Origin of the sequence: Vulcanisaeta distributa JCM 11217 (assembly GCF_001316005.1) — an archaeon.
Classification (GTDB): domain Archaea; phylum Thermoproteota; class Thermoprotei; order Thermoproteales; family Thermocladiaceae; genus Vulcanisaeta; species Vulcanisaeta distributa_B.
The window spans coordinates 1-23,066 of sequence record NZ_BBBJ01000001.1; the positions used below are offsets into that span (position 1 = coordinate 1).

General features: G+C 46.0%; 38 protein-coding genes and 4 pseudogenes. 18 read left to right on the forward strand and 24 right to left on the reverse strand.

Translation table 11 applies throughout. The features are described from left to right. Positions 1 to 6: 6 nt before the first annotated feature. The 4 genes from JCM11217_RS11960 to JCM11217_RS11975 form a co-directional block, all read right to left on the reverse strand. Positions 7 to 357, reverse strand: a complete 351-nt coding sequence (locus JCM11217_RS11960; RefSeq protein ID WP_243677799.1) for a DUF996 domain-containing protein — start codon at positions 355 to 357, stop codon at positions 7 to 9. Between the two features lie 41 nt (positions 358 to 398). Further along, positions 399 to 620 carry a DUF996 domain-containing protein gene (locus JCM11217_RS11965; protein WP_243677801.1) on the reverse strand — a complete coding sequence of 74 codons (222 nt, stop codon included), beginning with the start codon at positions 618 to 620 and terminating at the stop codon, positions 399 to 401. A 325-nt stretch (positions 621 to 945) separates the two neighbouring features. Then, positions 946 to 1,239: a hypothetical protein gene (locus JCM11217_RS11970; RefSeq protein WP_243677802.1), complete on the reverse strand. Its 294-nt coding sequence runs from the start codon at positions 1,237 to 1,239 to the stop codon at positions 946 to 948. Continuing rightward, the gene (locus JCM11217_RS11975) at positions 1,236 to 1,466 is read right to left on the reverse strand and encodes a PaREP1 family protein (protein WP_243677803.1); all 231 of its coding nucleotides are present in this window, start codon (positions 1,464 to 1,466) and stop codon (positions 1,236 to 1,238) included. Before JCM11217_RS11975 ends, JCM11217_RS11970 begins: the two co-directional genes overlap by 4 nt. 232 nt (positions 1,467 to 1,698) lie before the next feature. Here JCM11217_RS11975 and JCM11217_RS00015 point away from each other — a divergent pair. Then, positions 1,699 to 2,543, forward strand: a pseudogene (locus JCM11217_RS00015) (aldo/keto reductase). Between the two features lie 119 nt (positions 2,544 to 2,662). Here JCM11217_RS00015 and JCM11217_RS00020 read toward each other — a convergent pair. The 3 genes from JCM11217_RS00020 to JCM11217_RS00030 form a co-directional block, all read right to left on the reverse strand. Continuing rightward, on the reverse strand, positions 2,663 to 3,067 hold the full coding sequence (locus tag JCM11217_RS00020) for a PIN domain-containing protein (RefSeq protein ID WP_054841674.1): 405 nt from the start codon (positions 3,065 to 3,067) through the stop codon (positions 2,663 to 2,665). Then, positions 3,057 to 3,287, reverse strand: coding sequence for a type II toxin-antitoxin system CcdA family antitoxin (locus JCM11217_RS00025; RefSeq protein ID WP_243677804.1), 231 nt, complete (start codon positions 3,285 to 3,287; stop codon positions 3,057 to 3,059). The genes JCM11217_RS00020 and JCM11217_RS00025 overlap by 11 nt, the downstream gene beginning before the upstream one ends. 69 nt (positions 3,288 to 3,356) lie before the next feature. Further along, the gene (locus tag JCM11217_RS00030) at positions 3,357 to 3,647 is read right to left on the reverse strand and encodes a hypothetical protein (RefSeq protein WP_054841676.1); all 291 of its coding nucleotides are present in this window, start codon (positions 3,645 to 3,647) and stop codon (positions 3,357 to 3,359) included. 165 nt (positions 3,648 to 3,812) lie between these two features. Between JCM11217_RS00030 and JCM11217_RS00035 the strand changes: the two genes are divergently transcribed. From JCM11217_RS00035 to JCM11217_RS00045, 3 genes are all read left to right on the forward strand, one after another. Continuing rightward, the gene (locus JCM11217_RS00035) at positions 3,813 to 4,085 is read left to right on the forward strand and encodes a hypothetical protein (RefSeq protein WP_054841677.1); all 273 of its coding nucleotides are present in this window, start codon (positions 3,813 to 3,815) and stop codon (positions 4,083 to 4,085) included. A gap of 120 nt (positions 4,086 to 4,205) precedes the next feature. After that, the gene (locus JCM11217_RS00040; protein ID WP_243677805.1) at positions 4,206 to 4,535 is read left to right on the forward strand and encodes a hypothetical protein; all 330 of its coding nucleotides are present in this window, start codon (positions 4,206 to 4,208) and stop codon (positions 4,533 to 4,535) included. A gap of 76 nt (positions 4,536 to 4,611) precedes the next feature. Further along, positions 4,612 to 5,193 carry a hypothetical protein gene (locus JCM11217_RS00045; RefSeq protein WP_054841878.1) on the forward strand — a complete coding sequence of 194 codons (582 nt, stop codon included), beginning with the start codon at positions 4,612 to 4,614 and terminating at the stop codon, positions 5,191 to 5,193. A 1-nt stretch (position 5,194) separates the two neighbouring features. Here the strand turns inward: JCM11217_RS00045 and JCM11217_RS00050 are convergent. Beyond that, positions 5,195 to 6,128 (reverse strand): annotated as a pseudogene (locus JCM11217_RS00050) (2-oxoacid:ferredoxin oxidoreductase subunit beta). Positions 6,129 to 6,471: 343 nt separating this feature from the next. Between JCM11217_RS00050 and JCM11217_RS00055 the strand changes: the two are divergent. Both JCM11217_RS00055 and JCM11217_RS11980 read left to right on the forward strand, forming a co-directional pair. Then, positions 6,472 to 6,717, forward strand: a complete 246-nt coding sequence (locus JCM11217_RS00055; RefSeq protein ID WP_054841679.1) for a hypothetical protein — start codon at positions 6,472 to 6,474, stop codon at positions 6,715 to 6,717. 2 nt (positions 6,718 to 6,719) lie between these two features. Continuing rightward, positions 6,720 to 6,881 carry a hypothetical protein gene (locus JCM11217_RS11980; protein ID WP_243677806.1) on the forward strand — a complete coding sequence of 54 codons (162 nt, stop codon included), beginning with the start codon at positions 6,720 to 6,722 and terminating at the stop codon, positions 6,879 to 6,881. A gap of 143 nt (positions 6,882 to 7,024) precedes the next feature. On the opposite strand, the gene JCM11217_RS00060 is transcribed toward JCM11217_RS11980, so the two are convergent. Both JCM11217_RS00060 and JCM11217_RS00065 read right to left on the reverse strand, forming a co-directional pair. Then, on the reverse strand, positions 7,025 to 7,393 hold the full coding sequence (locus JCM11217_RS00060; protein ID WP_054841680.1) for a hypothetical protein: 369 nt from the start codon (positions 7,391 to 7,393) through the stop codon (positions 7,025 to 7,027). Next, a complete protein-coding gene (locus JCM11217_RS00065; RefSeq protein WP_054841681.1) occupies positions 7,368 to 8,087 on the reverse strand; it encodes a hypothetical protein in 720 nt (239 codons plus the stop codon). Before JCM11217_RS00065 ends, JCM11217_RS00060 begins: the two co-directional genes overlap by 26 nt. A 389-nt stretch (positions 8,088 to 8,476) precedes the next feature. On the opposite strand from JCM11217_RS00065, the gene JCM11217_RS00070 reads away from it, so the two are divergent. Beyond that, positions 8,477 to 9,157 (forward strand): hypothetical protein, encoded by a 681-nt coding sequence (locus JCM11217_RS00070; RefSeq protein WP_243677807.1) that lies wholly within the window; start codon positions 8,477 to 8,479, stop codon positions 9,155 to 9,157. A gap of 439 nt (positions 9,158 to 9,596) precedes the next feature. Beyond that, on the forward strand, positions 9,597 to 10,376 hold the full coding sequence (locus tag JCM11217_RS00075) for a zinc ribbon domain-containing protein (RefSeq protein ID WP_054841682.1): 780 nt from the start codon (positions 9,597 to 9,599) through the stop codon (positions 10,374 to 10,376). A 5-nt stretch (positions 10,377 to 10,381) separates the two neighbouring features. Here JCM11217_RS00075 and JCM11217_RS00080 read toward each other — a convergent pair. Further along, positions 10,382 to 10,835: pseudogene (locus JCM11217_RS00080) on the reverse strand (adenosylcobinamide amidohydrolase). A gap of 43 nt (positions 10,836 to 10,878) precedes the next feature. Beyond that, positions 10,879 to 11,025 carry a hypothetical protein gene (locus tag JCM11217_RS11985; RefSeq protein WP_243677808.1) on the reverse strand — a complete coding sequence of 49 codons (147 nt, stop codon included), beginning with the start codon at positions 11,023 to 11,025 and terminating at the stop codon, positions 10,879 to 10,881. A 412-nt stretch (positions 11,026 to 11,437) separates the two neighbouring features. Here JCM11217_RS11985 and JCM11217_RS11990 point away from each other — a divergent pair, with 412 nt between their 5' ends. After that, the gene (locus tag JCM11217_RS11990) at positions 11,438 to 11,647 is read left to right on the forward strand and encodes a hypothetical protein (protein ID WP_243677809.1); all 210 of its coding nucleotides are present in this window, start codon (positions 11,438 to 11,440) and stop codon (positions 11,645 to 11,647) included. Between the two features lie 58 nt (positions 11,648 to 11,705). Beyond that, positions 11,706 to 12,406: pseudogene (locus JCM11217_RS00085) on the forward strand (ornithine cyclodeaminase family protein). 530 nt (positions 12,407 to 12,936) lie between these two features. Here the strand turns inward: JCM11217_RS00085 and JCM11217_RS00090 are convergent. Beyond that, positions 12,937 to 13,296 (reverse strand): aspartyl protease family protein, encoded by a 360-nt coding sequence (locus JCM11217_RS00090; protein ID WP_054841683.1) that lies wholly within the window; start codon positions 13,294 to 13,296, stop codon positions 12,937 to 12,939. Positions 13,297 to 13,401: 105 nt separating this feature from the next. Between JCM11217_RS00090 and JCM11217_RS00095 the strand changes: the two genes are divergently transcribed. Continuing rightward, a complete protein-coding gene (locus tag JCM11217_RS00095; protein ID WP_054841684.1) occupies positions 13,402 to 13,764 on the forward strand; it encodes a hypothetical protein in 363 nt (120 codons plus the stop codon). Positions 13,765 to 13,816: 52 nt separating this feature from the next. On the opposite strand, the gene JCM11217_RS11995 is transcribed toward JCM11217_RS00095, so the two are convergent. Both JCM11217_RS11995 and JCM11217_RS00100 read right to left on the reverse strand, forming a co-directional pair. Further along, positions 13,817 to 14,068 (reverse strand): NTP transferase domain-containing protein, encoded by a 252-nt coding sequence (locus JCM11217_RS11995; protein ID WP_243677810.1) that lies wholly within the window; start codon positions 14,066 to 14,068, stop codon positions 13,817 to 13,819. Further along, complete coding sequence (locus JCM11217_RS00100) at positions 13,989 to 14,396, reverse strand: NTP transferase domain-containing protein (RefSeq protein ID WP_243677811.1); 408 nt, start codon at positions 14,394 to 14,396, stop codon at positions 13,989 to 13,991. The genes JCM11217_RS11995 and JCM11217_RS00100 overlap by 80 nt, the downstream gene beginning before the upstream one ends. A gap of 363 nt (positions 14,397 to 14,759) precedes the next feature. Here JCM11217_RS00100 and JCM11217_RS00105 point away from each other — a divergent pair, with 363 nt between their 5' ends. Further along, complete coding sequence (locus JCM11217_RS00105) at positions 14,760 to 15,314, forward strand: DedA family protein (RefSeq protein ID WP_054841685.1); 555 nt, start codon at positions 14,760 to 14,762, stop codon at positions 15,312 to 15,314. Between the two features lie 16 nt (positions 15,315 to 15,330). Here the strand turns inward: JCM11217_RS00105 and JCM11217_RS00110 are convergent, their stop codons facing one another. Continuing rightward, positions 15,331 to 15,756, reverse strand: coding sequence for a DNA-binding protein (locus JCM11217_RS00110; protein ID WP_243677812.1), 426 nt, complete (start codon positions 15,754 to 15,756; stop codon positions 15,331 to 15,333). A 40-nt stretch (positions 15,757 to 15,796) separates the two neighbouring features. On the opposite strand from JCM11217_RS00110, the gene JCM11217_RS00115 reads away from it, so the two are divergent. The 6 genes from JCM11217_RS00115 to JCM11217_RS00135 all read left to right on the forward strand — a co-directional run bounded on the left by JCM11217_RS00115 (position 15,797) and on the right by JCM11217_RS00135 (position 19,367). After that, a complete protein-coding gene (locus JCM11217_RS00115; protein WP_054841686.1) occupies positions 15,797 to 16,558 on the forward strand; it encodes a hypothetical protein in 762 nt (253 codons plus the stop codon). 128 nt (positions 16,559 to 16,686) lie between these two features. Further along, positions 16,687 to 17,568: an ATP-binding protein gene (locus JCM11217_RS00120; RefSeq protein WP_054841687.1), complete on the forward strand. Its 882-nt coding sequence runs from the start codon at positions 16,687 to 16,689 to the stop codon at positions 17,566 to 17,568. Continuing rightward, positions 17,532 to 17,825 (forward strand): hypothetical protein, encoded by a 294-nt coding sequence (locus tag JCM11217_RS00125; protein WP_054841688.1) that lies wholly within the window; start codon positions 17,532 to 17,534, stop codon positions 17,823 to 17,825. The genes JCM11217_RS00120 and JCM11217_RS00125 overlap by 37 nt, the downstream gene beginning before the upstream one ends. A gap of 56 nt (positions 17,826 to 17,881) precedes the next feature. Continuing rightward, a complete protein-coding gene (locus tag JCM11217_RS00130; RefSeq protein WP_243677813.1) occupies positions 17,882 to 18,664 on the forward strand; it encodes an ATP-binding protein in 783 nt (260 codons plus the stop codon). Further along, positions 18,657 to 18,962, forward strand: coding sequence for a hypothetical protein (locus JCM11217_RS12000; RefSeq protein WP_243677814.1), 306 nt, complete (start codon positions 18,657 to 18,659; stop codon positions 18,960 to 18,962). The genes JCM11217_RS00130 and JCM11217_RS12000 overlap by 8 nt, the downstream gene beginning before the upstream one ends. Before the next feature lie 45 nt (positions 18,963 to 19,007). Further along, complete coding sequence (locus JCM11217_RS00135; RefSeq protein WP_054841689.1) at positions 19,008 to 19,367, forward strand: aspartyl protease family protein; 360 nt, start codon at positions 19,008 to 19,010, stop codon at positions 19,365 to 19,367. A 36-nt stretch (positions 19,368 to 19,403) separates the two neighbouring features. Here JCM11217_RS00135 and JCM11217_RS12005 read toward each other — a convergent pair whose 3' ends face one another. The 8 genes from JCM11217_RS12005 to JCM11217_RS00165 form a co-directional block, all read right to left on the reverse strand. Continuing rightward, a complete protein-coding gene (locus JCM11217_RS12005) occupies positions 19,404 to 19,592 on the reverse strand; it encodes a hypothetical protein (RefSeq protein WP_243678020.1) in 189 nt (62 codons plus the stop codon). A gap of 73 nt (positions 19,593 to 19,665) precedes the next feature. Beyond that, positions 19,666 to 19,806: a hypothetical protein gene (locus JCM11217_RS12010; RefSeq protein ID WP_243677815.1), complete on the reverse strand. Its 141-nt coding sequence runs from the start codon at positions 19,804 to 19,806 to the stop codon at positions 19,666 to 19,668. Positions 19,807 to 19,828: 22 nt separating this feature from the next. Then, positions 19,829 to 20,095, reverse strand: coding sequence for an AbrB/MazE/SpoVT family DNA-binding domain-containing protein (locus JCM11217_RS00145; RefSeq protein ID WP_054841690.1), 267 nt, complete (start codon positions 20,093 to 20,095; stop codon positions 19,829 to 19,831). 67 nt (positions 20,096 to 20,162) lie between these two features. Then, positions 20,163 to 20,585 carry a PaREP1 family protein gene (locus JCM11217_RS00150; RefSeq protein ID WP_243677816.1) on the reverse strand — a complete coding sequence of 141 codons (423 nt, stop codon included), beginning with the start codon at positions 20,583 to 20,585 and terminating at the stop codon, positions 20,163 to 20,165. A gap of 134 nt (positions 20,586 to 20,719) precedes the next feature. Beyond that, the gene (locus JCM11217_RS00155; RefSeq protein WP_054841691.1) at positions 20,720 to 21,172 is read right to left on the reverse strand and encodes a nucleotidyltransferase domain-containing protein; all 453 of its coding nucleotides are present in this window, start codon (positions 21,170 to 21,172) and stop codon (positions 20,720 to 20,722) included. Beyond that, positions 21,169 to 21,336: a hypothetical protein gene (locus tag JCM11217_RS12015; RefSeq protein WP_243677817.1), complete on the reverse strand. Its 168-nt coding sequence runs from the start codon at positions 21,334 to 21,336 to the stop codon at positions 21,169 to 21,171. The genes JCM11217_RS00155 and JCM11217_RS12015 overlap by 4 nt, the downstream gene beginning before the upstream one ends. Continuing rightward, the gene (locus tag JCM11217_RS00160) at positions 21,306 to 21,530 is read right to left on the reverse strand and encodes a hypothetical protein (RefSeq protein WP_054841692.1); all 225 of its coding nucleotides are present in this window, start codon (positions 21,528 to 21,530) and stop codon (positions 21,306 to 21,308) included. Before JCM11217_RS00160 ends, JCM11217_RS12015 begins: the two co-directional genes overlap by 31 nt. A gap of 312 nt (positions 21,531 to 21,842) precedes the next feature. Next, a complete protein-coding gene (locus JCM11217_RS00165; RefSeq protein ID WP_054841693.1) occupies positions 21,843 to 23,003 on the reverse strand; it encodes a hypothetical protein in 1,161 nt (386 codons plus the stop codon). Positions 23,004 to 23,066: the final 63 nt, after the last annotated feature.

Consider the following 23,066-nt stretch of genomic DNA (forward strand, 5'->3'; position numbering starts at 1 on the left):
CAGTGATCACGGGTGTTTAACCTCGGTGGTTAATAAGGCAATGCCAATCATCAACCAGGCAATTAGTAGCAGTACTAGCCCAATTATTATCGGCGTCAGTACGGCACCCACTATATAGAGTGAACCGCCAATTCTGACGTAATCACTACCCGTATATGTATAGGTCCTCCTGGCAATACGGTACATGAACACCGACGAAGCAATTAGTGGTATAGACGCGAAGATGCCCACGGCCATTATCAACTCCATAAACTGTAGAAACTCAGTGAACGGAGTATACACAAACCCAGACACACCATTACGCCCATAATACACACCAGGCACGCCAATGGCGTGGGTTATAATCATAACAAGCATGGAGAAGGTGGGGGTTATGAATGAGGAAGAGCAGGAAAAAGCTAAATTATGAATACGGCGAATGCCACAACGGTTAATATGAACCAGATAATCGCATTATTCCTTAATGAATTATCATGAAGATTATTGGCGACCTCAATAATTCCCACCAGGAATATAACCATACCAACAACACCCAACACGCCATAGCCAAGAAAACCAACACAAGCAAGTATCGCACCAACTCCTGCCATAACCCTGGCACTACCCAAGTCCATGACCATTAATGACACAGCGAGCCATTATTTAAGCAATGCATTAATCATATATTTGATAAGGCTAAAATACATGAAATGCTAAGTAATTAAAATATGGCAATAATAGCTATGCCTAATTGAGATTGCGCGTAGTCCTATCTATATGTAATTGAAATAAAGCCCTGTGTGAGTAGGTGCGGGCGCGCGCATTGGGCTATGGCATAAATACTATATGTATAATTATTGATTAATTAAATAGATTATTTATTGATTAACTAATCGAGAGCCTGAACTGTAATTTCCACGGGATATATAGACCGCAGCCAGATAGAGCGGTTTAGTCGCTCTTAGCTTACTTACACTGTGCTAGGTCTATGAATTCCTCCTTAACTAGTTCCCGGTATATGGTTGCCATGTCACTTAGAAATTTACAGATGAATTCCTTAGCATCATCATCGCTTCTAAATACGCTGAATATACCCTCCCTATCAGGCCCATTATACTGATACCTATGTAATTCAAGGGACGCCAGGGTTAGGTATGGCATCAAGGGATTGAGGGCGCTGAGTATCTTTGATACTTCAAACATCCTAATCGTTGGCATGAAGGCAGCAACATACAGTGCCTCATTAATCCTTTCCCTCAATCCCCCCTAACCTTAACCCTACGCCTATACACCTTGCTCAATTCATTAATTTCGCCTGCAGATATTGCCGCGAGAAATGATTTCCATGCCTGAAATGCCTTACCGGCGGCGTTTCTGACCAATCCCTCTCTAAGCATGCTAATCGCTATCTCAGCCTCGTACTTAGTCTCAAGAAGTCTCGTCCTCCTATAACCATCAACGTCAAACCAGGGCTTTGGAAGCTCCATGGCTAAGCATTAATTAGTCTCATGAACTAATAAACTCTATGCAATGCCAGCAATAGCTAGCACCAGTTATAGTGTCTGATCACTCAATCCGCGTTTATAACCAGGTCCGTAGAAGCCATGAATAATGCACTATAGAGTCCTGGGTCGTACCGGCATTAAGGTTTCGGAGGTTAGCTTTGGCGCCTGGGTCATTGGTACGGGCATGTATGGAGTGCATGACCGCAATCATGACATGTCCCTAATAAGGATGGCCCTAGACCTCGGCATTAATACCTTTGATACCGCGGACATGTACGGCGATGGACTTAGCGAGAAGATACTCGGCGAGGCTCTTAGGGTTATGACGTTAATGTATTCACAAAGGTTGGTTATGAGGTTGGTAAAATAATTAATGGTAGGCACATCCAGAACTTCAGCGTTAATTACATAATCAACGCTGTCAGGGAATCCTTCAATAGGCTGGGTAGGAGGATAACACTCCTTCAACTCCATAACCCACCGATCAATGTAATTAGGGATAGGGAGTTGCATAGGGCTTTGCTAAAGCTTGTGGAGGATGGGTACGTTGAGCACGTGGGCATCGCCCTCGGCCCTGAAACGAACATACTCGATGAAGGCTTGGCAGCTATTGATGAGGGTTATGAATCAATAATGTTCGTATTCAATATTCTGGAGCAGGAACCCGGCAGGACATTGATAAGGCGTGGTGCTGAGAGATCTATTGGCTTAATAACTAGGGTTCCGCATGCCTCAAACGTATTAACGAGTAGGCAGGACATAAACTTCAGGCCAAATGACCATAGAAACCTAAGGGATAGGGGGGGCTGGTTAATTAAGGCACTTAATTTCACGAATACGAGGATTAAGCCCATAGCCCAGTCCCTGGGCATGGACCTGGAGACCCTAGCCATTAAGTACGTGCTTTCTTACCCAATAAGCACGGTAATGATTACAGCAACAAGCATTGAGGAATTGATGAAGTACGTGGGCGCCGCCGACGGCAATTACCTAAATGATGATGCTGTAAGGGCCCTAGAAAGCCTTTACGCGGAATTCACGAAATCGCTCAATGAGTGAGGCATCAAGAACCCAAGTTCCTCATCACTCGCCATCAGTCATGGCGGTCATCTTCACACGGTATATAACCACCGCAGCATTTATATCCATTTCTAGCTGGGATCACGCATTACCACGTATTACGGCATCAACGAATTCCCTAAAGCTAATGGCGTTACTCGTTGACTTAAGCATCTGCTATCCTCAGTCACCAATACCAAGCCCATGCTCTCCGCGGCATATACATAGCTCGCATCGTAAAAAGTCAAACCTCTACTTACTGACAACCTTAGCACCTCGGCAATTGGCGGATCGGCAAGTATGTTAATCTGTCCTAAAATCTCCTGAATCAACTCAGCGGCTTTATCAAGGTCCTTAATGCGCTTGAATATATATGCCTCCTTCCATAGCACATTACCTATTTCATATATTGTTAAGTGCAGTATGTAAATATTCTTAATTATCCCTCCCTGAGAAATAATATCGCCCCCCCGTTGAATCAATAGGAATAAGGCTGAGGCATCGAGTAAGTATTTACCTTGCATCCCTATCCTCCCTTATTAACCTAACAACCTCCTCCTCACTAATACCACTAAGCAATTCCCTAAGCTCATCAGCCATTCTCCTCAACCTCTCCCTCTCCTTCTCCTCAATCGCTTCCTCAAGCGCTCTCTCGACAACCTCCCTAATATTTATACCAAGCCTCTCAGCTCTCTCCTTCAACTCTCTCCTAACCCTAACGGTGAGAATAACGGTAGAGCCCACGTATGTAATACCGAATACCATAATATAAATCTTTCGTAATATTAAATTCGTAATACGAAAACCAACATATTAATCCTCCTCTGAACCACAGATCTCGTCAATCACCTCATTAATGTCACCATTAGTCTCAAAGTCAATAATCTCAGGCTTATCACCACCAAGCAGCGCATAAGCCATGCCGTCACTACTCAGTAACACGTATGTGCAGGACTTAATGAGTATGTAATCACCAAGCTCTACATAACCCATTGTGTAGAGAGCCTTCCTATAATTATCCTCAACAAACCTAATCAACTTCATGAAGGACTCCACATCACCATCCTCAACACCAACCAACAAATCCTCAATCGAGTCCTCCACAGGCTAGGAAACCCAAAACAAAATATAAAACTCACTCTAGAGTCGATGACCAAACATTTAAAGGAAACTAAATGATGAAGGAATTCTAGTAATCATTATCGTATCAATACTCATAGGCATAAACTACGTATTTGCGACGTCGGCTATGTATGTAGGGAAGGGTCCATGGTCACTGAGGGCACGCTTTGGACACCAATTGCATTACTGAATTCCCCCCCATACAATGGATATGCAAGCGTGCAAGGCGCCTACACGGCCACCTACGTATTTAGCTCAGGTCCCCCCCTAATCCTAACAAGTCAGGTCTTGTCTCAATCATTTACGGTTATTTACGCAAGTAATGGTTCAGCAGTTGGTCTCTTCAGGCTGGATAAGTGGGCCATCCATAGTACGAGGATGGTCCCAGTTATTGGTGGTTGGTACGAACCATGCACGTAACAATATGTCGCTCAAGACCTAGGCCCTGTCTTAATAAACAATGCACCATATTATAAAATCATTCCGGTATTACCGCCTGGAACAATCTCAGACCAAAATGAATCACGTCAGGTATATGCAATGATCCTAAACGGAACCGGTTATTACTCGGTGATCTTCAATAATGGCTTCAGTAATAGCAGCGTAATTGATGTAAGGTACATGTGCAATGCCTCATCACAAATAGGTTACTATACGGTAAATTACTACATTAAGTCGCCGATACTATTGATTACGAATATCACAGTACCGATAAATGGGTATGTAAGTAATGGCCTCGCTATAATATGGACGAGCTATACAAAGATCACACTTAATTACACGTTATTACCTGGGTACGTATATGTAATATCGAGGGCAGGTGGTCAGGGGCCGGCATACGCCTTTGCGGCAAAGCCCTGCTCAGGATAAGTGATTACTAGCTATTACTGGGTCATAAAGTTGAGCCGCAATGCTAAATAAGATCAAAGGCTTCATTATCTTGTTCATGGATTCCTCAAGGTTCATAGGGCTTGTGCTGGACTTGCATAATAGGTACGGTAGTGCATTGGGCATTAGTGATGTCTATGCCTACAGCGCCCTGGGCAGGGTGATTAAGGCGGTGGGCACGGTAATAATATCCCCCCCAAACTCACCGATACTCCTCACTAAGACCCCCCCAAGGACGATATCAATGTACCTACTGGGCAATGGCTCAATCCTCGCGTTGGCCGACCTACCAATAAGTGTGGAGGTGCTCAAGAATTGCGTGGGCGAGAGGGTTGAGGTTACGAACGACCTGTATAAACCACCAAGCACCTTAACAGCCATCAACGTTACTAAGTGCCAGGACGCCATATACAGGGCTGTTAAGGATGTTGGTAGGAAGTACGGCATCAACCTAGAGGTTTGGATTACGAGTGAGTTGGGGGGGATGGAGGGCATTAAGGTGGTTTATAGAGGTGGTATCAAGGATTTAAAGCACTTGGTTAGGCTCATCATTTTAATGGCTGCCTTAACGAATGTGAAGAGTGACGGTGATATTGAACCCGTGACTAAGTTAATAGGTGATTTAATGAGGAAGTACTGAATCACCAAACCTCCTTCTCCCTGAGTATATCCTCGATGTTAACTATTGTCGAGCCGTCAGGACCATAGAGCGGGCTCAGGGCTGGCGGCGCCTTTAGGTAGTTGGGCATTTGCTCCGTAATTCTCTCCTCATATGTTGGTACGTACTCATTCTGGTAGAATATGCCAATGGGTATCTTATCACCCCCCCACTCCATGCCCCCCCTAAGGAAGGCTTGCGTGAGCTTCTTCGTAACCTCCTCCTCACTCGGACTCCTAACCACGGGGGGGTCCCAATCCGGCTCATTCTCAAGCTTGTAAATCCTAGCCTCATACCACTCCTTGGTATTCACATCATTATACGTTGGGCACGGCTGCAGTATATCGATGAATGCGGAGCCTTATGCCTAATGGCCTCCCTAATTAGGTATGCGAGGTGCTTAACATCGTAGGCGTAGCCCCCCCTGGCCACGAACGTGAAGCCCACAGAAAGCGCCAAAACCACTGGGTTAATCGCATCATAAATATTCGGCCTGGCAAGGGCCTTAGTCTTAACACCTCTCCTAAGCGTTGGGCTCGCCTGACCCTTAGTCAGGCCGTAGACGCCATTATCGAACATCAGAACCGTCAAATCCACATTACGCCTACCGGCATGCACGAGGTGCTCAGCGCCAATACCCATTAAGTCGCCGTCACCACCAATCACTATGACCTCAAGGTTCGGATTAGCCAATTTAATGCCGGTCGCGTATGGTATGGGCCTACCATGGAGTGTATGGGCACCATTAGCATTGACATAGTGAATCGTCTTAGCAGAACAACCAATACCGGAAACCAGGAACACGTTGTGCGGGTCAAGATTTAAATCGGCCAAGGCTGATAAAGGGCTTGGAGTATTCCATAATCGCCACAGCCAGGGCACCAATCAGGTCTCCTCCTTTTCTCAACGTAGTCCATCGGCGTCCTCTTCACCGTGATCTTGACGGTGTTAGACACGATACAAATGTCAAATGAACCAGCTTATAAAGCTTTTGTGAGGCGCGTAAGATATAGGCTAATTAGTCCTAAACCTGACACTTCCGCTCACCCCCCCACAATACGCAGACCCACCAGACTTTCCACAACCATGCCATACCAATACACCCACTTAGTCATACTGCAATCTTCACCCCCCCCATGCTCTCACCCTTCCCCCCCTAATAATTAACTAAAAACTAAGTGGGTAATCACCCACATATGCATCATTATTTCAACAATAACGCTGCGAAAAGCATTAGATTATTACCCAGTGGGTTAATCCGTGGGTTACTTCTACGGAGTATTCGTTAAGGATTTAGACATAACGCCACTGATTAAGGCATTACCCGTGATACCCATAGAGAGGGATAACATGCACATAACCATTGCATACATTGGCGATAGGAGACCAAGCCAAGAGGTTGATGATAGGGTTGGGATAAGCCTAAGCTCAATACCGTGCTTTCGGGTTAAGCTCGGGCAATTAATGCTGCTGCCAAGCACCCTCAAGCCCAGGTACTGGCTGTGAAGGTGATTAGCAATGGGCAATTGTGTAGGCTTAGGTCGATCATAATTAGCATACTGAGGGATTCAAGCGTCACAATGAGTGACAAGTACTCAGGTGAGTTTAAGCCACACATAACGATAGCCTACATAAAAACAAAGAAGGTGAATCCCCCAGGAAATACTTGAGACGGCCCGTGAAATGGGGGGGATTGAAAGAGAGCTTCAGGATAGGCCACTGCTAATCAACAACGTATCCCTAATACTGGCTAGGGAAAATAATTATAGGGAAATCTCAAGACATGAATTACAGTGCCCATTCCAATATTAAGTCATGAAAGCCTAATCACAGGATCAGCATTGCGAAACCCCACAACCCTAACCACAAGGCGCGTATTAGCCAGTGGACCCAATAAATAACGGCAGTCCTTGAAGGGACAAACACTGGACTTATGCCTCCTCAATTTATCATCACCATAACTCTCAGTCCTAATAAGCAATAAATCCCCCCCATCACGCGTATAAATAACCCTATACGGGTAATGAATAAAGACACCACTCACTGAATCCCTAATCACCAACTCCACGTAGTCAGCCATGGATAAATCAACAAATAACGAAGTATTACTACCCTTAACCTCATCCACGCGGTGCTCCCTAATCACCAGGTTACAATTATTGGCTCCCCTGACCAACCGCATGATTACTCACCAGGGAGACCCTAAATGATTCCCAACCCCCCCTCAACAACTCATTGAATTCTGCGATCAAATTCCTAAGTCTAGCCCTTCGATAAGCCCTCAACTCATACCTCAAATCCTCACTTAGGTAATTTATCCTAGCCCTTATCGAATTAATTATCGAATCCACAATACGCAGAGCATCATTAACGTTCACATATATTGGGTAAACACGAATGAAGGCATTGCCATACCTCGAAAAGACCTCCCTCCACCTATCCACGTTAAAGCACACCTCACGACCAATCCACGCATGGCCATACTTCGCAAAGCACCTCCTAACCTCCCTATGAAACTTCACGGATATACCCACGTCATTAGGAACCCTAAACTCAAGGATATACAACACAACACTACCACCATTACCAGGAGACACCCTACTAATTAATTGGTTAAATAAGGCGGGCAAGAATCTGGCGCCGTCACCACCAATATTAACGTCCACGATGTACGGCCTAGAATTAACGAAGTAACCCTTAACAACGGCATAATCACCACCCATCACCTGAGCTCTAACAACATTACCACCCTCGATAACCCTGACACCTTTGACATCATAAATCGCGATAAACGGCTTGTAAGAACTAAGATAGGGCAGGACAAACTCTACATACTGACCACTCCCCCCCGAACCAACGAGCCCCCCCAACTCCATAGTAAACACAAAGGAAAGGAATAATTTAAGCATAACAAACCGTGCGCACACACGCAAAATACCGTGCGCAGAAAATGCACTAAAAAAGGCGCAATAACAATCCATAAGGGGGGGAGAACCATGATAAGAGCACCAAACACGGTGCATTGAGAAATTAACGAGAACCACCACTTAAAGAGGTTTTAGGCATAATTAATAACGGTGATTGAGCATGTAGCCCTAACATGGCTTAACCGATGCATGAACCGCGAGGGAAATCCCCCCCAGGGTTAAGCCCTGGGGAAACCCTCGTAGGCGATTTAGGCGGTGAGCGACCCCCCCTGAAGTCGGGAGTTGAGTATCGATAAGAAACTAATGAAAATATTACTCGATCTAGGCGATAAGCATTAATGGTGATTGGCCCGCCAAGCTCTGGAAAAACCACGATAATCACTACATTGGGTTTAATGAGGCGTAAGCTCATGGGTTCATCAATAACCTACATGACTCATAAATTATCTGATGCCATTGGGGCTATGGCGAAGCCGCAAATACCCTGGAAATGCGTACGTGACAACCTATTCCTAATACTTGACTCATATGAGGAGCTAAGCACGAGACCTGGAATCTCGCTGTTAGTATCCACAGCATACAGGTTTAGAACCTATAGCAATTACGTTAGGTACCTTAGGTACCTCGCTAGAAACCCACGTAACGCCCACGCACTATGGCTTTTAGAACGAATAGCACTGCTACGCGACATCGTAACCGATCAAGACACTAACAATGAAGTTAGTAAGGTAACCACAATACTAAGTAGTAGGGATATTAAGGGGGGGACATACTTAGCAACTGCTCTAATAATCAACAGCATGTGCCAACAAGGAACAAATAACCTATTAATATTAGACGACATAACAATATTACCCATAAGAGAGGACGTACTACTAAGGGTTACTAGAATGGCGAGAGGCTTTACGAACATTTGGATGGCAATGCACAGCATAGGTAAGCTGAACCTTGAAGACCTAAACACACCAACGATAATAACAAGCCACAGCGGCCCCCCGCTAAATTATTATCGAGATTAAAAGACGTATTAAGCCGAATAAAACCAGGCGAAGCGCTTTACATGGGCGTTAACGAAGAACTGAAAATAAAAATAAACGAAACAAGAGAACTACGCAATAAACTACTTAACGAAAGCAATAACGGCACATAACCGTCACATCCACGGCAGGCGAACCCGTTAAAATCCCCCCCCTTCCTCTTTTCAATCCCCCCCCTATGCAGGGGGGAGGAGGAAGGGAGGATGATGGGCACGAGAAACCGAGCCGTTGGTTCGGTCCTCGGACGCCCTGAGTTCATAATGATGAATCCCCATAAAATGATTAATGATTAAATCGGAGAAGCTGATTAAGCCCATCACCTGGGTACCCGCGGGGGGGCGGGCCGCCCCGCCATCGAACTTAAACGAGGGGGGGCGGTGACTGTGGAAATCCACAGTCCCGCCCCGTGGGTATCTAGGTGATGGGTATGGGTAGGGATGGGGGGGGAAATAAGGATGGGCATGTGCCTGCCGTGGATGTGACGGTTGTCGGTGTTGATGTTGGTGCTAGGCGTTCTGTTGTGGCTTTTGTTGGTGTATGGGCTAAGTTGCTTAATGATTTAGCTGTGGTGTATGCTAGGCAAAATGGTGTTTCGTTAGTGCCGTTGGGTATTTATGATGCCATGACTAGGGCATACGTGGTTGAGGTTAATTATCCCGGAGTTGATAGATATAGAGGCAATGAACTAACAAGCAGCATAATTAGTAAGGCATTGGGTGCCGTGGTTAGGGCTGTCCATAGTGTTCAAAGGGTTCATAATGCGTTGGTTGGCTTGGCGTTTGAGGACCTTAGGTTGTTTAATGAGCGTAAGCGTGACTTGGCTAAGGCTAGGGTGGTTTGGGAATTGATTGTTAATAGGTTTGGTGAGGTTGTGAGTAAATGCCCTGCCGTTAAAACCTCCTGGTTCTGGATAAGCTATAGGGGGGGTGAGGTGGTAGTACCAGTTAGGGATTTCATACCTATAGTGCTTGTTGAGCCTGAGTACACAAGTAGTATGTGCCCACGATGCGGCGCCTATTTAGGTAGGGCTAGGGGGGGTAAAGTGACGTGTAGTTACTGTGGTTTTGAGGGCGATAGGGATGTTATTGGTGCTATGAATGTGGCGTTACGTGGTTTCTTAATACTCGTGAAGTGCGTTAGGGAGGGCGTGATTGGGGTGGCCCGAGAACTTCGGGGGTCGGCTCACCGCCTCTTTAGTTGATCTCCTTACTGGTTTTGTGTGGTGTAGGTTTTGTATGCCCTTGTTAATGCTTCATGTACTGCGTGGGTTATGGCTTTGCCTATCGTTGTTGCCAGCCCTGCATATGGTTCCTTATTGCCGCTGGTTGGCGTTATTATTGCCACCGCGTCTGATGTTGTTCCGTGCATTCTATTTCCAGTTAGCTCTGCCAACGTTAACGCCTTTACCTGCGAGCTTAGTGCAATGGCGTCTATCATTACCTGTAACGTCAATGGCTTACTTATGATTATCGCCATGTTTATTGTTGATTCGTGAAGGCCCCACGTCTCTATATTACCCCCTGTCTATCTTATATGGATTCGTCAATCCTATAGTTATTGATACCTCGATTTCTATGCCGTAAATTGTCTCTCTGTGTATTGTGTGGTTTCTTGGTAACTCTGTGGCTGTTAGGAAGGTTATTGCTTCATTATCGCTTATCAGTAGTTCCCTGTGCGTTTTAATTGCTTCCTTAATTGGGTCGTTATTGAAGTTCCTGGGGGACTTGGTGGTGTATTATGTATTTGATGCCGTTTCTTAGTCCTCCGTCTACGGTGTTGGCTAGTGCCGTTGTTTCCTGGTTTATTGTGATTATTATGTTTCCGTTTAGGTACTTTATGTCCTGTATCATATTATTTGGGAGGGTTTCATAGATTATAATTATTTTTGATTTTGTTACTATTATTGATAATTGTGGATATTTAGGGGGGGCGTGTCATGGTTGTAGACGTTGAGTGTGTTAAGGGTGAATAGGTCTCCATGGTTAATACGGATGCCAATGAGGTCGTTGCTGGGCGTGGTGAGTCTGTGAACTGTGGCATAAATGGGCTTGTTTATGAGGAGTTTTATAGGGCTGTGAACGCGGGCATAAAGGGCGTAAGTAGGAGGTAGGTTTGAAGGGGGGGCGTGAGGTTAAACCTGGTTTCCTAGGCATTATCTGCTCATGAATGGGTCATCACTTCCTCAGCTAACTCTGACCTCTTCACTCGTTTTGTTGCCGGGGGGGCACTTCTTTAAAGGGGGGGTTTTGCCATTAGCGCTTTGTGCTATTAATTAGGGAGTTTGAGATTAATGAGTTGGTTTCGTTTGATGATGCCATAGGGGGGGCTGTGGAGGATGGCTTTAGGTTGTTGGGTAGTGGTGGTGCGGTTAACCTGCCTAGCGTAGGGCCATCGTTAGTGGCGCCGTGCTTCACGTACTTCAGGGCATGGTTCTTGGGAATTATAGGGTTGCTGGGCTTAAGACGTACCTGAGTACGAGGCATGGTACTAGGTTTGTGGTTGTCTTGTTTAGCTCGATAGTGGTGAGTTGTTGGCTGTCATTGAGGCTGATAGGCTTGGACAGCTTAGGACTGGGGCTGCGTCTGCCGTGGCCACCAAGTACATGGCCAGGAGGGGGGGCTCGTCCGTGCTCGGCATCGTCGGCGCTGGTACCCAGGCTAGGGCCCAGTTTGAGGCCTTGAGTAGGGTCTTGAACCTTAAATTGGTTAAGGTCTTTAGTAGGACTCGTGGGCATGCCGAGGAGTTCGCCAGGTTCATAATGTCTAGGGGCTTCGACGCAGTGGTTGCCAGTGATTATGAGGAGGTTTGTAGGGATGTCGATGTCTTGGTCACGGCCACTAATTCGAGGGACCCATTCATACGTGGTTCGTACCTGAGACCTGGGATGCACATTAACGCTATCGGTAGTAATTGGGCTAATAGGCTGAGTTGGCGCCTGATGCGGTGCTTAGGGCAGACGTTATTGCGGTTGATGACGTGAGCCAGGCCAGGGAGGAGGCTGGGGGGGACTTGATAATGGCTGGCGATGCCGCTTGGTCCAGGGTTGTCCCGCTGGCCGACATCGTGGTTGGTAAGATTAAGGGCAGGCGGGGGGGTGATGACTCAGTAACCATCTTCAAGTCCCTGGGCATTGCTGTGGAGGATTTGGTGCTCGCCAAGTTGATCTATGATAGGGCTGTTAGGGAGAGGAGGGGGGGCGTTGAGGTTGAGTTTAGAGGCGTTTTTAGGTAGGAGTGGTTATGTGGTTCATGAGCACTTGCTGGTGCCATATATAGCGTTATACGTACTACCTAAGGGGGGGTAGTTAATTGATAGTTTTGACGGTCCAAGGCGTGCCCAGTTGGTACTCGAGTATGAAGTAAACGACGCTACTAAAAGTACTCTCATGGAGGCCGTAGCATTTAATGCTTTAAACCGCAGCTATGGCTTTCTCGAGCATGAATGTTTTATATGAATTTTCGCTGATTATGATCACTAGGTCGTTCTTACCCGTTGGAGTCTTTAGCGTCCTTGCTTGTTCATTACGACTCATGCATAGCGTCTTATTTGCATAGTTTTAATCAATTGTTATAGTCGAACCATTAGGCGTAGAGGATAGTTCGTTAGGATTAACGAGATTGATCTTACTTGACGGCACTTTCTGTTCTATCAGGTTGTTAATTAATGATTGAGGGCCTATCGTAAAGACGTGAGTGCCTGATAGTAGTGAGAGGCAGGCTGATTAGTACTAGGGATTCGCTATGTCTAAATGTAGGTATGTATTAAAGTAGGTAGCCTCCCTCTGGCCCTATTTCCTCGAGCTCTCCAGTCCTTGGATTCACCTTAAATCCAAGTGATTCTAGGGCGTATACGCCGAGTAATGGTGTTGGCGTCTTTAAGGCGGCTATCATCACCGGCCCTCTTCTGCCCTTGACCTCGGCTTCGCCCACGTATATTCTCGCCTCCTCTCTAGTGCCATTGGCCATTATTAATTCCACGGTGTATGGCGTTTCAACTAGGCCGAGTTCCCTGGCTAGGTCTGGGTCTAGGACTATGTACGTTGAGCCTGTGTCTACGATCATCCTAAGGGTCCTTGAGCCTGCCCTACCCTTGATTGTTACGTCAACGTATACGTGGCCCATATCAAATGTTATTGGTGTAAGTTAAATATAAGTCTTCATGTTGTTGTCTTTCTTTGGCTTTTTCTATTCCCTATGCTTTTTAACCCGGCGCAGGTAATTATTGTTATGCTTAACCGTGGACTTATTAGGTTTGGGCTTATTCTGGAGTTCATAGCTGAGTTCCTGTACTTCATACTCATCCTGTTCCCGAGGTACTTTGGTCTTACTTTCACCCTGTTGATCATGCTGACTTACCTATTGTCGTCAATAATGATGTACCTGGGCTTCAATGAGTATTTCCCCCCCTCGCCGGGTGTTGGGTCTATTGGCGCTGCCTTGTTAATGCTTGGTTCATTAGTAATATTGTTAACGCACGTAGTGTCAACGCCATACTTAATCTCCATGGTTGGTATGGGCATCGCCTTCCTTGGGGGACATCTCTATTTCCCTATTCTTCTGGAGAGCTACGCAGCGAGGGTTCCTCATTAGGGTTGGTGCCGTGCTTAATGCAATCCCAATCATAACGTTCATTGGAAGCCTATTACTGGCTATTGGTATTGACCATGTTGAGGATCCTGGCCAGGTCACTCGCCGTGTCTATGTCGATTAGGACCTCGGGACCACACTCCACAGTGCACACGTCAGCCCTACCCCTCAATATCTCCCTTGCACCAACATCACCGCTTAACCTCATTAATTCCGGGAATAGGGTCCTATGAATCAGCACTGGATTCCCCCTGACGCCATTGTGCGTTGGCACAACGGCACTGCATCCATCGCGGTACGCACTCACTATCTTTGATACCACCTCGTTGGTTATTAGGGGGCATGTCCGCGAGCACTATGAGTACCGCGTCGTAGTCCTGAAAGAAGCGTAGGCCGAGCCTTATTGATGTGCTCATTCCATCTTTATAATGTGGATTATAGATGACGACCTCATTGGATAGGTGGGGGGGCATTAACTCACTGGCGTAGGCTCCAACAACGACGACCCTCTCAAACCCACTTAACGCCCTCAAAACCCTCAGTATAACTGGCTCACCACCGACCCTAACCAATAATTTATTACCACCAAATCTCCTGCCCTCGCCGGCGGCAAGCACTATGGCGCCAATCCTCATTATTCAATCAATATCATTAATGAGTAAGCAAAATATTGATTTCGCCGTAATTCATGTTCATGAGTTCATTATTTACATCAAAAGCGCCATGATTAACTATGGTGGTTATGATTAGTGAGGCATCGCCGTACTGCTACCGTGCCGTTACTGCCATGATTAGTACCGTGGACGTAATTATATACTTACTGATCCTACATCAGACATTGTGCATGTGGATATGTTAGTTGGCTTAATTGGAACATTGTACGCTTGAATAATACACAGCATACTCCGCACAACCCTTATTAGGGCCTTGCCAGTCTCGTCAACGATGCTTGAGTACGCGTTTAAGGGACATACGGTTATGCCCTGGTGTTTACACTGATGGTTCTTGAGGGTATGTCGCTACCAATACCCAGCGAGGTCGTTATGCCATTGGTTGGTTATTACGCGTCGCTGGGCTTCATAGATCCCGTGCTCGGCGTGTTGATCAGCACGTTTGGAAGTTTGATTGGTTCATTAATTGATTATTACATTGCTTACTACCTCGGGATACCGTTCCTACTTAGGTATGGCAGGTTATTCGGCCTTGATAAGAGGAGACTTAATTCATTGAATAGGTGGTTCAGTAGGTATGGTGCAGCGGCCGTGTTTGGCTTTAGGTTTCTGCCTGGCTTTAGGGCGCTCATATCATTCCCGGCGGGCCTAGCTGGTATGAGGGTTGTGAGTTTCATTGCCGTTACATTCCTCGGGCATTTGATCTGGGACTCAATCCTCGTGTATATTGGTTATGAATTTGCAACTCAGTGGTCGTTAATTATAGGATTAATCGATAAGTATTTGTACGTCGTTGCCATTATGGTGGCGATTATAATAGTAGCGTACATAGCGCTGAAGCTTCGTACAAAGCCAGGGTATAGTGATTCAGCCGAGGTATAACTTGTTATTACAGCCGTTACTCGCCTGACGTTCCAATACTTTCCTCCCTGCCGTGTCTCACAATCCTTATCCTGGTCCTCAATGGCACGTGGAGTCCAACCCTCTCGAGTATTTGGTAGAGTTCGTAATCCTGAAGCTCACTCAACCGGCCATTTAAGTAAAGCTCAACCAACTGCTTGAATACCTGGACCGCGGTGTCACCATATAGTTGCAGGGCGTTGTCTATTATCTCGCCAGCTCTATCACCCTTCGTTATCTCCCTAATCACTTGGATGATTTCATCACGGGTAAGCTCACGCTTGGCAACTTTCTGCTGTGTTTTATTCATTAATTCCATCATCATCTTCATCATTATCCTCCTCCTCTCTGCTTCATCAATATCAATGCTCATCGCGGTCACTAAATTACTTATTGGGCTTAAAAAGCTTGGTTCCTTGCTCATTATCGATAGTTTTATTAATTAATCCTGCATTATCGATGTTGTGGAGCTACTCATTAGTGTTAAGCCCATTAGGGACCTACCCAAATTGAATACGCAGGCGGAGCTCGACATTAGGGGCTTCCCAGACGTTGATAAGTTCCTGCCAGCCCTAGCGGTGGAGCTTGAGGATCTTGGGCTTAGGATTAGCCAGGTTAGGGTTGGTTACCTAAGGAGGAGGGGTGATGCGGAGAGGTTTATGGCATTGCTTGATTACCTTAACGTGGATTCCATGGTAGCCAGGCCCGGCATTAATGATGTCAATACCCTAGCGGAATTACTTGATGAGGCTTCAATGTACGGTGTCAGGGTTATCTGGGAGTTTGGTGTTGGGGGGGACTTCCTGAGGAGTCCCGGTGAGGTCACTGAGCTTGCTAATGAGGTTTCACCACATAGGCTTAGCCTTGCCCTTCACGTGGCTAGGGAGAGGGGGGGTTTGAGGGATTTCGTTAGGAGGTTTGTTGAGTTGAGTGGTTATGTTAAGGCTATTTACTTTAGTAATAAGCGGGGGGGTGGTTCCTTTGGTTTGCCCATATTCGAGGGCTCGATAGACTTCCTGAAGCTAATGAAGGTTCTCCAGGTGCTTAGGTATGACGAGAACGTAGTCCTTCACTACCTACCGAGTTATTACGGCAGGTATGGCGTGGACCTTGAGGTTCTGAACTCCTTCATTAACTCCCTGGGTGGTGGCGGTGCTGATAGGAGGTTGGTCAAGTCGATAGAGAGGATAGTTAGTGAGGTGCTTGGTCAGGGGGGGCAGGAGTAATTCTATCCTCGCTGCTATGACATGAGCGCCTTAACCTGCGCGTTGCGCTTAATTGTTCCTTAACTTATTCTTACTCATTACCGCTTGATTAAAGGCTTAATAACTAACCCGGGGGGGGTTAGTAACTAATGGGGGGGGAGTTAGTCATGCTATTCAGCGTGGAGCCTAAGACAACTAGAAGGGATCTTTATGATAGGGAGGTTGAACTCGATGAACTAAGGAATAGCGTGCTTAGGGGGGGTGATAAGCTCATCGCTGTTTATGGTATTAGGAGGATTGGTAAGACGAGCCTGGTCAGGGCTTTCTTAAGTGATCTCCTTCAACCATACGTACTTGTTGATGTGAGACAGATATACTTCATTGATGGTAATGTTAATGTTGGTAACCTAGTTAGGCATATCCTCAACGGATTTAGGGAATTCATAGAAAGAGGCGAAAGGCTTTGGGAGAGCCTTAAAGACGCGTTGAGGGGCATAAGCTGGGTTAGGGTTGGCGCAGGTGGTATTGAGGTTAGGCTTACCAGGAGGTCGAGAATAGATCTGGCGGGGCTGTTTAACGCAATTGATGAGTGGTGTTGGCGTAATTCCACGAGGTTTATACTGGTGTTTGATGAAGCTCAGTACATGAGGTTTTCAAACGTTAGGTATGATGGTGTGTTGGCGTGGGCTTATGATAACTTAAGTAATATCACTTTTATAGTGACTGGGAGCGAGGTTGGTGTTTTGAGGGATTTCCTGAGAATCGATGATCCGGAGGCACCACTTTATGGTAGGTACATCAGGGAGATTTACGTGGACAGGTTTAGTAGAGAGGTGAGCCTGGACTTCCTAAGGAGAGGCTTTACTGAGTTGGGAATTAACGTTAATGTGGGTGAGTTGGATGAGGTTTATGATAAGTTGGACGGTATTGTTGGTTGGTTGACGTTATACGGTTACTTAAGGGGGGGTATCGATAAGTTGAGCACAGGGAGGCCTTGGACAAGGTATTCAGTGATGGTGTTAAGCTGGTAATCAGTGAGCTTGATGCCGTTGTTAAGCCATCAAGGGCTAGGTACCTGGCCATACTTAATGCTGTGGCTCGTGGGTTAAATACGTGGAGTGAGATTAGGAGGTATGTTGAGGTTAGGACGGGTGAAGTCTCTGATGCAGTGTTTAATAGGCTTGTGAAGAATCTCACTAGGTATGGCTACCTGAGTAAGATCAACGATACGTACGTCATACCTGACCCAGTCGTTGCTAGGGCCGTTATGGAGGTTCGCATCGGTTAGAAGGGTTTTTATGGCTGGAGGGGGGGTTGTAGTTAACTAAAGGGGGGGTTGTAGTCATGCTCCTTGATGAGAGGCCGAAGACGAGTAGGGCTGATCTCTATGATAGGGACGAGGAATTGAATGATATCCTAAGCAACATTGATAAGCCCTTGATTGTGGTTACCGGCATTAGGAGGATTGGCAAGACGTCAGTGATTAATGTGGCGTTGAATGAAGTTGGCGTACCCTATGTATTAATTGATTGTAGATCATTGAGGGATAACTATGGCAGATCTGATCTTTATCGATTAATATCCAATGCCCTATCATCGAGTCTTGATAAACTTATTGATATTCTAAGAAGGATCAGGGGGGGTATTTCAATCATGGGTAATGCCGTCGAGATTAGGTGGAGGGGGGGTAGGGAGCAGATCAACCTCGCTGAGTTATTTGATAGGCTTAATGAGAGGAGGATTGTGATAGCATTTGATGAGGCTCAGAGGTTAAGGGGGGGTCCGTTGTCGGGTGAGGTGCTTAATGCCCTAGCCCACGCCTATGACTTTGATAGGAACATAACGTTTATACTCACGGGTTCCGAGGTTGGCTTGCTTTATGACTTCATCGGTGTTGAGGATCCAAACTCACCATTGTTTGGTAGGTATTTCCATGAGGTGAGGATTGATAGGTTCACCCGTGATGAGTCTATAGACTTCCTGAGGAGGGGATTTAGGGAGTTGAACATCGATGTTCCTATGAGTATTATTGAGGAAATCGTGAATGCGTTTGACGGTATACCCGGTTGGCTTGTTTATGCAGCCAACGCCTACATTAGGGGGTGTTGGGGATCTATCCATGATTAGGGAGGCAGCAATTAATGAGGCCTTAAACGAGCTTGAGAGACTCATAAGGGCTAGGGCGAATTATTCAGTCATTAACGCTAGGAGAACGGCCCTGGTACTTAGGTGCATCGCTAATGGTAGCAATACGTGGTCTAGGGTGACCAAGTGCGTGGAGGATGTTGAGGGTGTAACGGTGTCACCGACATCACTGAGTAATGTAATAAGGACCCTAGAGAGATTAGGCGTAATCAGGGATTACGAATTCCTTGACCCAATGTATAGGGAGGCGGCCATGAGATTAAGCGTCCCTAATTACTAAGGGTTTATTTTTAAATTCGCAATGATGTGAGTGAGTGAGTAGCGGGTGGGTCACGTATTTGTTAGCATTCGCTTTAGGGGGGGTAGGGATGAGTTCACAATGGAGAGGGTGCTAGTGGATACAGGAGCCTCATTCACGGTAATGCCCCTGGAATTGGCTAAGGAACACTTCATAGAGACTCCCTTCGAGGTTGAGGTTAGGCTGGGTGATGATAGGATGGTGAAGGCTAGGGTGTTCATTGCTGAGGCTGAGATTGAGGGTAGGAGGGGGGGCCCGGTCAGGATACTCGCGTTCAGTGGCGCAATGCCCGTGATCGGCGTTGATACCTTGGAGACCCTTGGGCTCAGGGTCGACCCAGTGACTGGTAAAATTGAGAAGACGGAGTACTACATGCTATTTGTATGATGATTTACGTGAGTGCTAGGGTCATCACCATCTAATTTAGGCATTACTTAGGAAGTCCTCCTCGGAGAGAACGTTATTGATTGGTTCACCCTCACGCATTAGGAATTGTATGAGACTTTTATCCCTGGTTAATAACTTTAAATCCCTGGTGACGGCTGTGGCATATAGAAGCAAGTCTATCAAGTCATTGAATCCCCCCCTGCGCTTAAGCTTGAGGGCCTTAATGTAACCATCAATTGTTGGTTCAGTAAGTATGAATTCATCACTTATGATTTTTAACCCTCCTCACCACGGTATCCTAATCATAATTAAGTCTGGAGAGCTTACCCAGGATCTCAATAATGCTGTACTGCGTATAATAAAACTCAGCCCTAAACCTCTTCCTAACCCTTGATAGTGCAATTAATACCTCATCCACACCCTTAACATTAACACCCACAATAGGTAAGAGATAAGTCGTATCAAGAAGTATCCGAATCCCCCCCGCCCCCCCAATACTCATTCTGCAACTCCTCGGACTCCCTTTCAAACTCCTCAAAGGTCACCTCAGCGAACTTTTTAAACTTCAATGCATACTCAAATGGATCCTCAACACGCTCAATGATTATCCTACCACCATCAACCCTTAAAACAACGTAATCACCCTCAGAAATACCCACCGCCTCAGAAATTGCCTTGGGTATGTAAATAGTATTCTTCCTAGAAACCCTAACCCTAACCTCCAGCATACCTTAGCTATTAATAACTTAAGCCTTAAATTATTTCTCACAGAAATAATTAAGTCTCAGGTACTTATTAAGCCCTGTACTGCCCAAGCAACCTCCTTAACTCACTAACCTCCTGTTCTAGCCTCTCGTCCCAGACGTCTAGGAATAACTCCTTAATCGTTAAGACCCAGTTAACGATCTCGGTGATGTCATCCTTAACCTCATCAGGGTCCCTATAATCGACTAAGTTCGGGTCGAAGCCGTTGTAGGAGAATCTATGAAGCATCAATGCGGTTTTTACTATGACTTCCACTTCTATGCCCAGTCTCTTCAGGTCCTTAGAAATACCTACTAACCCAGTGGTTGGTGCCGAGTAACCCACGTCCTCATACCAAGCCCTCCTCCTCTCATCAACCCCCCCCTCTATGATCTTGACGAAATTCTTAACAACCAATGCACTGACTATAGACTTAACGCTCATGAACGCCTTAGCCGAAGCATTCTGAATCATGCCCCTACCCAGCATCTCCAGCGCTAGTCTAGCCTCGGTTAAGCCGTCAAGGACCTTGGCATAGACATATGCCCTGGGGGGTCCCTCTTATAATCTAAGTAACCAACCTCCACATTGAAAACACCGCAAATTACTTAATAACGCTTTTTAGAAATTCTATCCCTAAACACCCTATAATACACATGATCCAAGTCGGACTCACCCAGAATCCTCACGTACATGTGGGCGATCAACCTACGTGCTAGCTCCCAATCAATGGCGTAAATGGGCACGCCATCCCTTAAAACCACGTACACCAACTCATTGGGTGCCCTGCCTAGGTCTACGAGGTCCACCTTATCCACAGGTACACCGAGCGCGTCAGCTAAATCCTTGACCAAGCCAACAACCTCCTCATGGTTAAGCGGGTTCTTTGCGAGAACCGCAATATCGTAATCACTATCCTCCCTAGCGCTACCCCCCCTGGCGCGACTACCAAAGAGAATCGCCAACACCACGCCATACTTAACGAAGACCCTATTAAGTAACTCATTAAGTGTTGGCGGGTCAATACCACTCCTATCAATTAACGATAACAACTGATTCACCAAAGTGGGTATATTCCTAAGAACCAAGCCCTCAAACCCAGCAGTTCATCCCTGCTAAAGGACCTATATGCATGGGCAAGCATATTCCTATTAACGGCGACACCCTTAATTAACTCCCTAACCTCATCACTTATTAACCCACGCTCATAAAGGACATCAGCCAAGCCAGCATAGCTAGGGGGGGCTTCCTAAGACCAAGCTCGGCAACCACCATGGCTAGCACGTCAAGCACATCCTGATGCACCGCGTAGAGCAACCACCTAATGGCATACTCCTGAAAAACATCGTTAACTTCAGCTAACCTACTCAAGTCATTCAACTCCTCAGAAATTCTGGAGATCAAAGCCCTAATCTCCATGTTAGATTATTAAGCCACGGACCAGGTAATAAATACTTCATATCATAATGCTAGTTTAAGGAGTCTAAGGTTTATAGGCTATGAGTCCTAAGTCAACTCGCAGCATAATTAACTAAGGGAGATTAAGAGTATCTATGAAAACCTGTATTTTATTTTACTTAAGGTTATTGCCTCCATGGTTCTACTAAGCCAAACCTAAGGTATCTCCAAAACGCATTTGATAACATTAATTTTAAGCTTAAAATGGGAAAAATTATTTATTTTTTAAGGTAATAATCTGAGTGAGCGTTGAACAATGATGATAATCTCGAATTAGCCCTGGTAGTTAATGTAGGTGGTGGCCCAATTAGCGTAATCGCCTTTTTCTGTTTCGGCTTCAATGCCAAAGGCGTACAATTGATTTGGGGGGGTGAAGTAATAGCTCGTTAATTGATAACTGAAGTAGGATTCCTGGCCATTATTGAGGTCGATGGCGTAACCAATAAAGGTCTTGTTGCTCGGGTAGTAAGTGACGCAGATGAGTATGTAATCACCAGGGCTGGGCTTTACAACACCGGTACCCGTTAAGACATGGGATTTTATGTTTCCATCCCACTCCTGGATAACGTATACAACCCATTGATGGGGATTTCCCTGGGGTGTCCATTGAATGACAACGTAGTAATTACTCACACCGCCGATTACCGGGTTCAGCATGCCATACAGTGTTGGGCCGGTATTCCCCCCCGCTATAGTTCCTGACTTAAATGACGTATTCTTGCTTGTATAATTAACTGGATGCCAATTCTTTGATGCCGTGTTATTTTCCATTACGAAGAAGTATGTGTAATAGCCCGTACCTGGTGGTGAAGTACCTGAACTATACGTGCCCAGTATGGTTATGGTCACGGGATTACCCGCGTAAGTTTCGTTCCAAAACATACCAGCAGCAACGTCAGGTGTTGTCGGGGGGGTTAAATCAAGCACTGGTTGAGTGATACTGCTCGTACTACCCCCCCAGTAATTACTTGTGCTCCCTGGCCCGTAATAAGTGGGGGGGTAACCCTTCGTATTAGTCACGTAATAATGCGTGACGTGCCAAGTCTGCTGTCCATTTAGTAGGTTCATTACGTTTGATGTGGGTGGGTTTATGGTTTCTGTGAATCTGTAGTAATAAGTAACCCCACTGGTTGGTGAGTAGCTGTATTGACCGTTGAGTGTGATGGTGCTCGTTACCGGACTACTTAGCACGAGCTTCTGTATTAGCAGGTTTTGACCAGTCCTTAGGTTTATGCTTCCCTGGCCTGGGTATATCTGTGTGCCATTAATGTAGTCGTAGCTCACAATGGTGTTTGTGCTGAGGGTCATGGTTATGTTACCTGCCGTGCTCGCATTTAGTACCACAAGTGGTGTGGTCAATACGTAACCACTCGTTGTGCTCATGGTATACGCGGTTATTGTGGAGGAAAATCCGCTTGAAGTTGGGCCCCCCATGACACACTACCACATGGATTTGAGCTGCTCAATGCAGTTATTGGGGATTTTATGGGAGTTGCA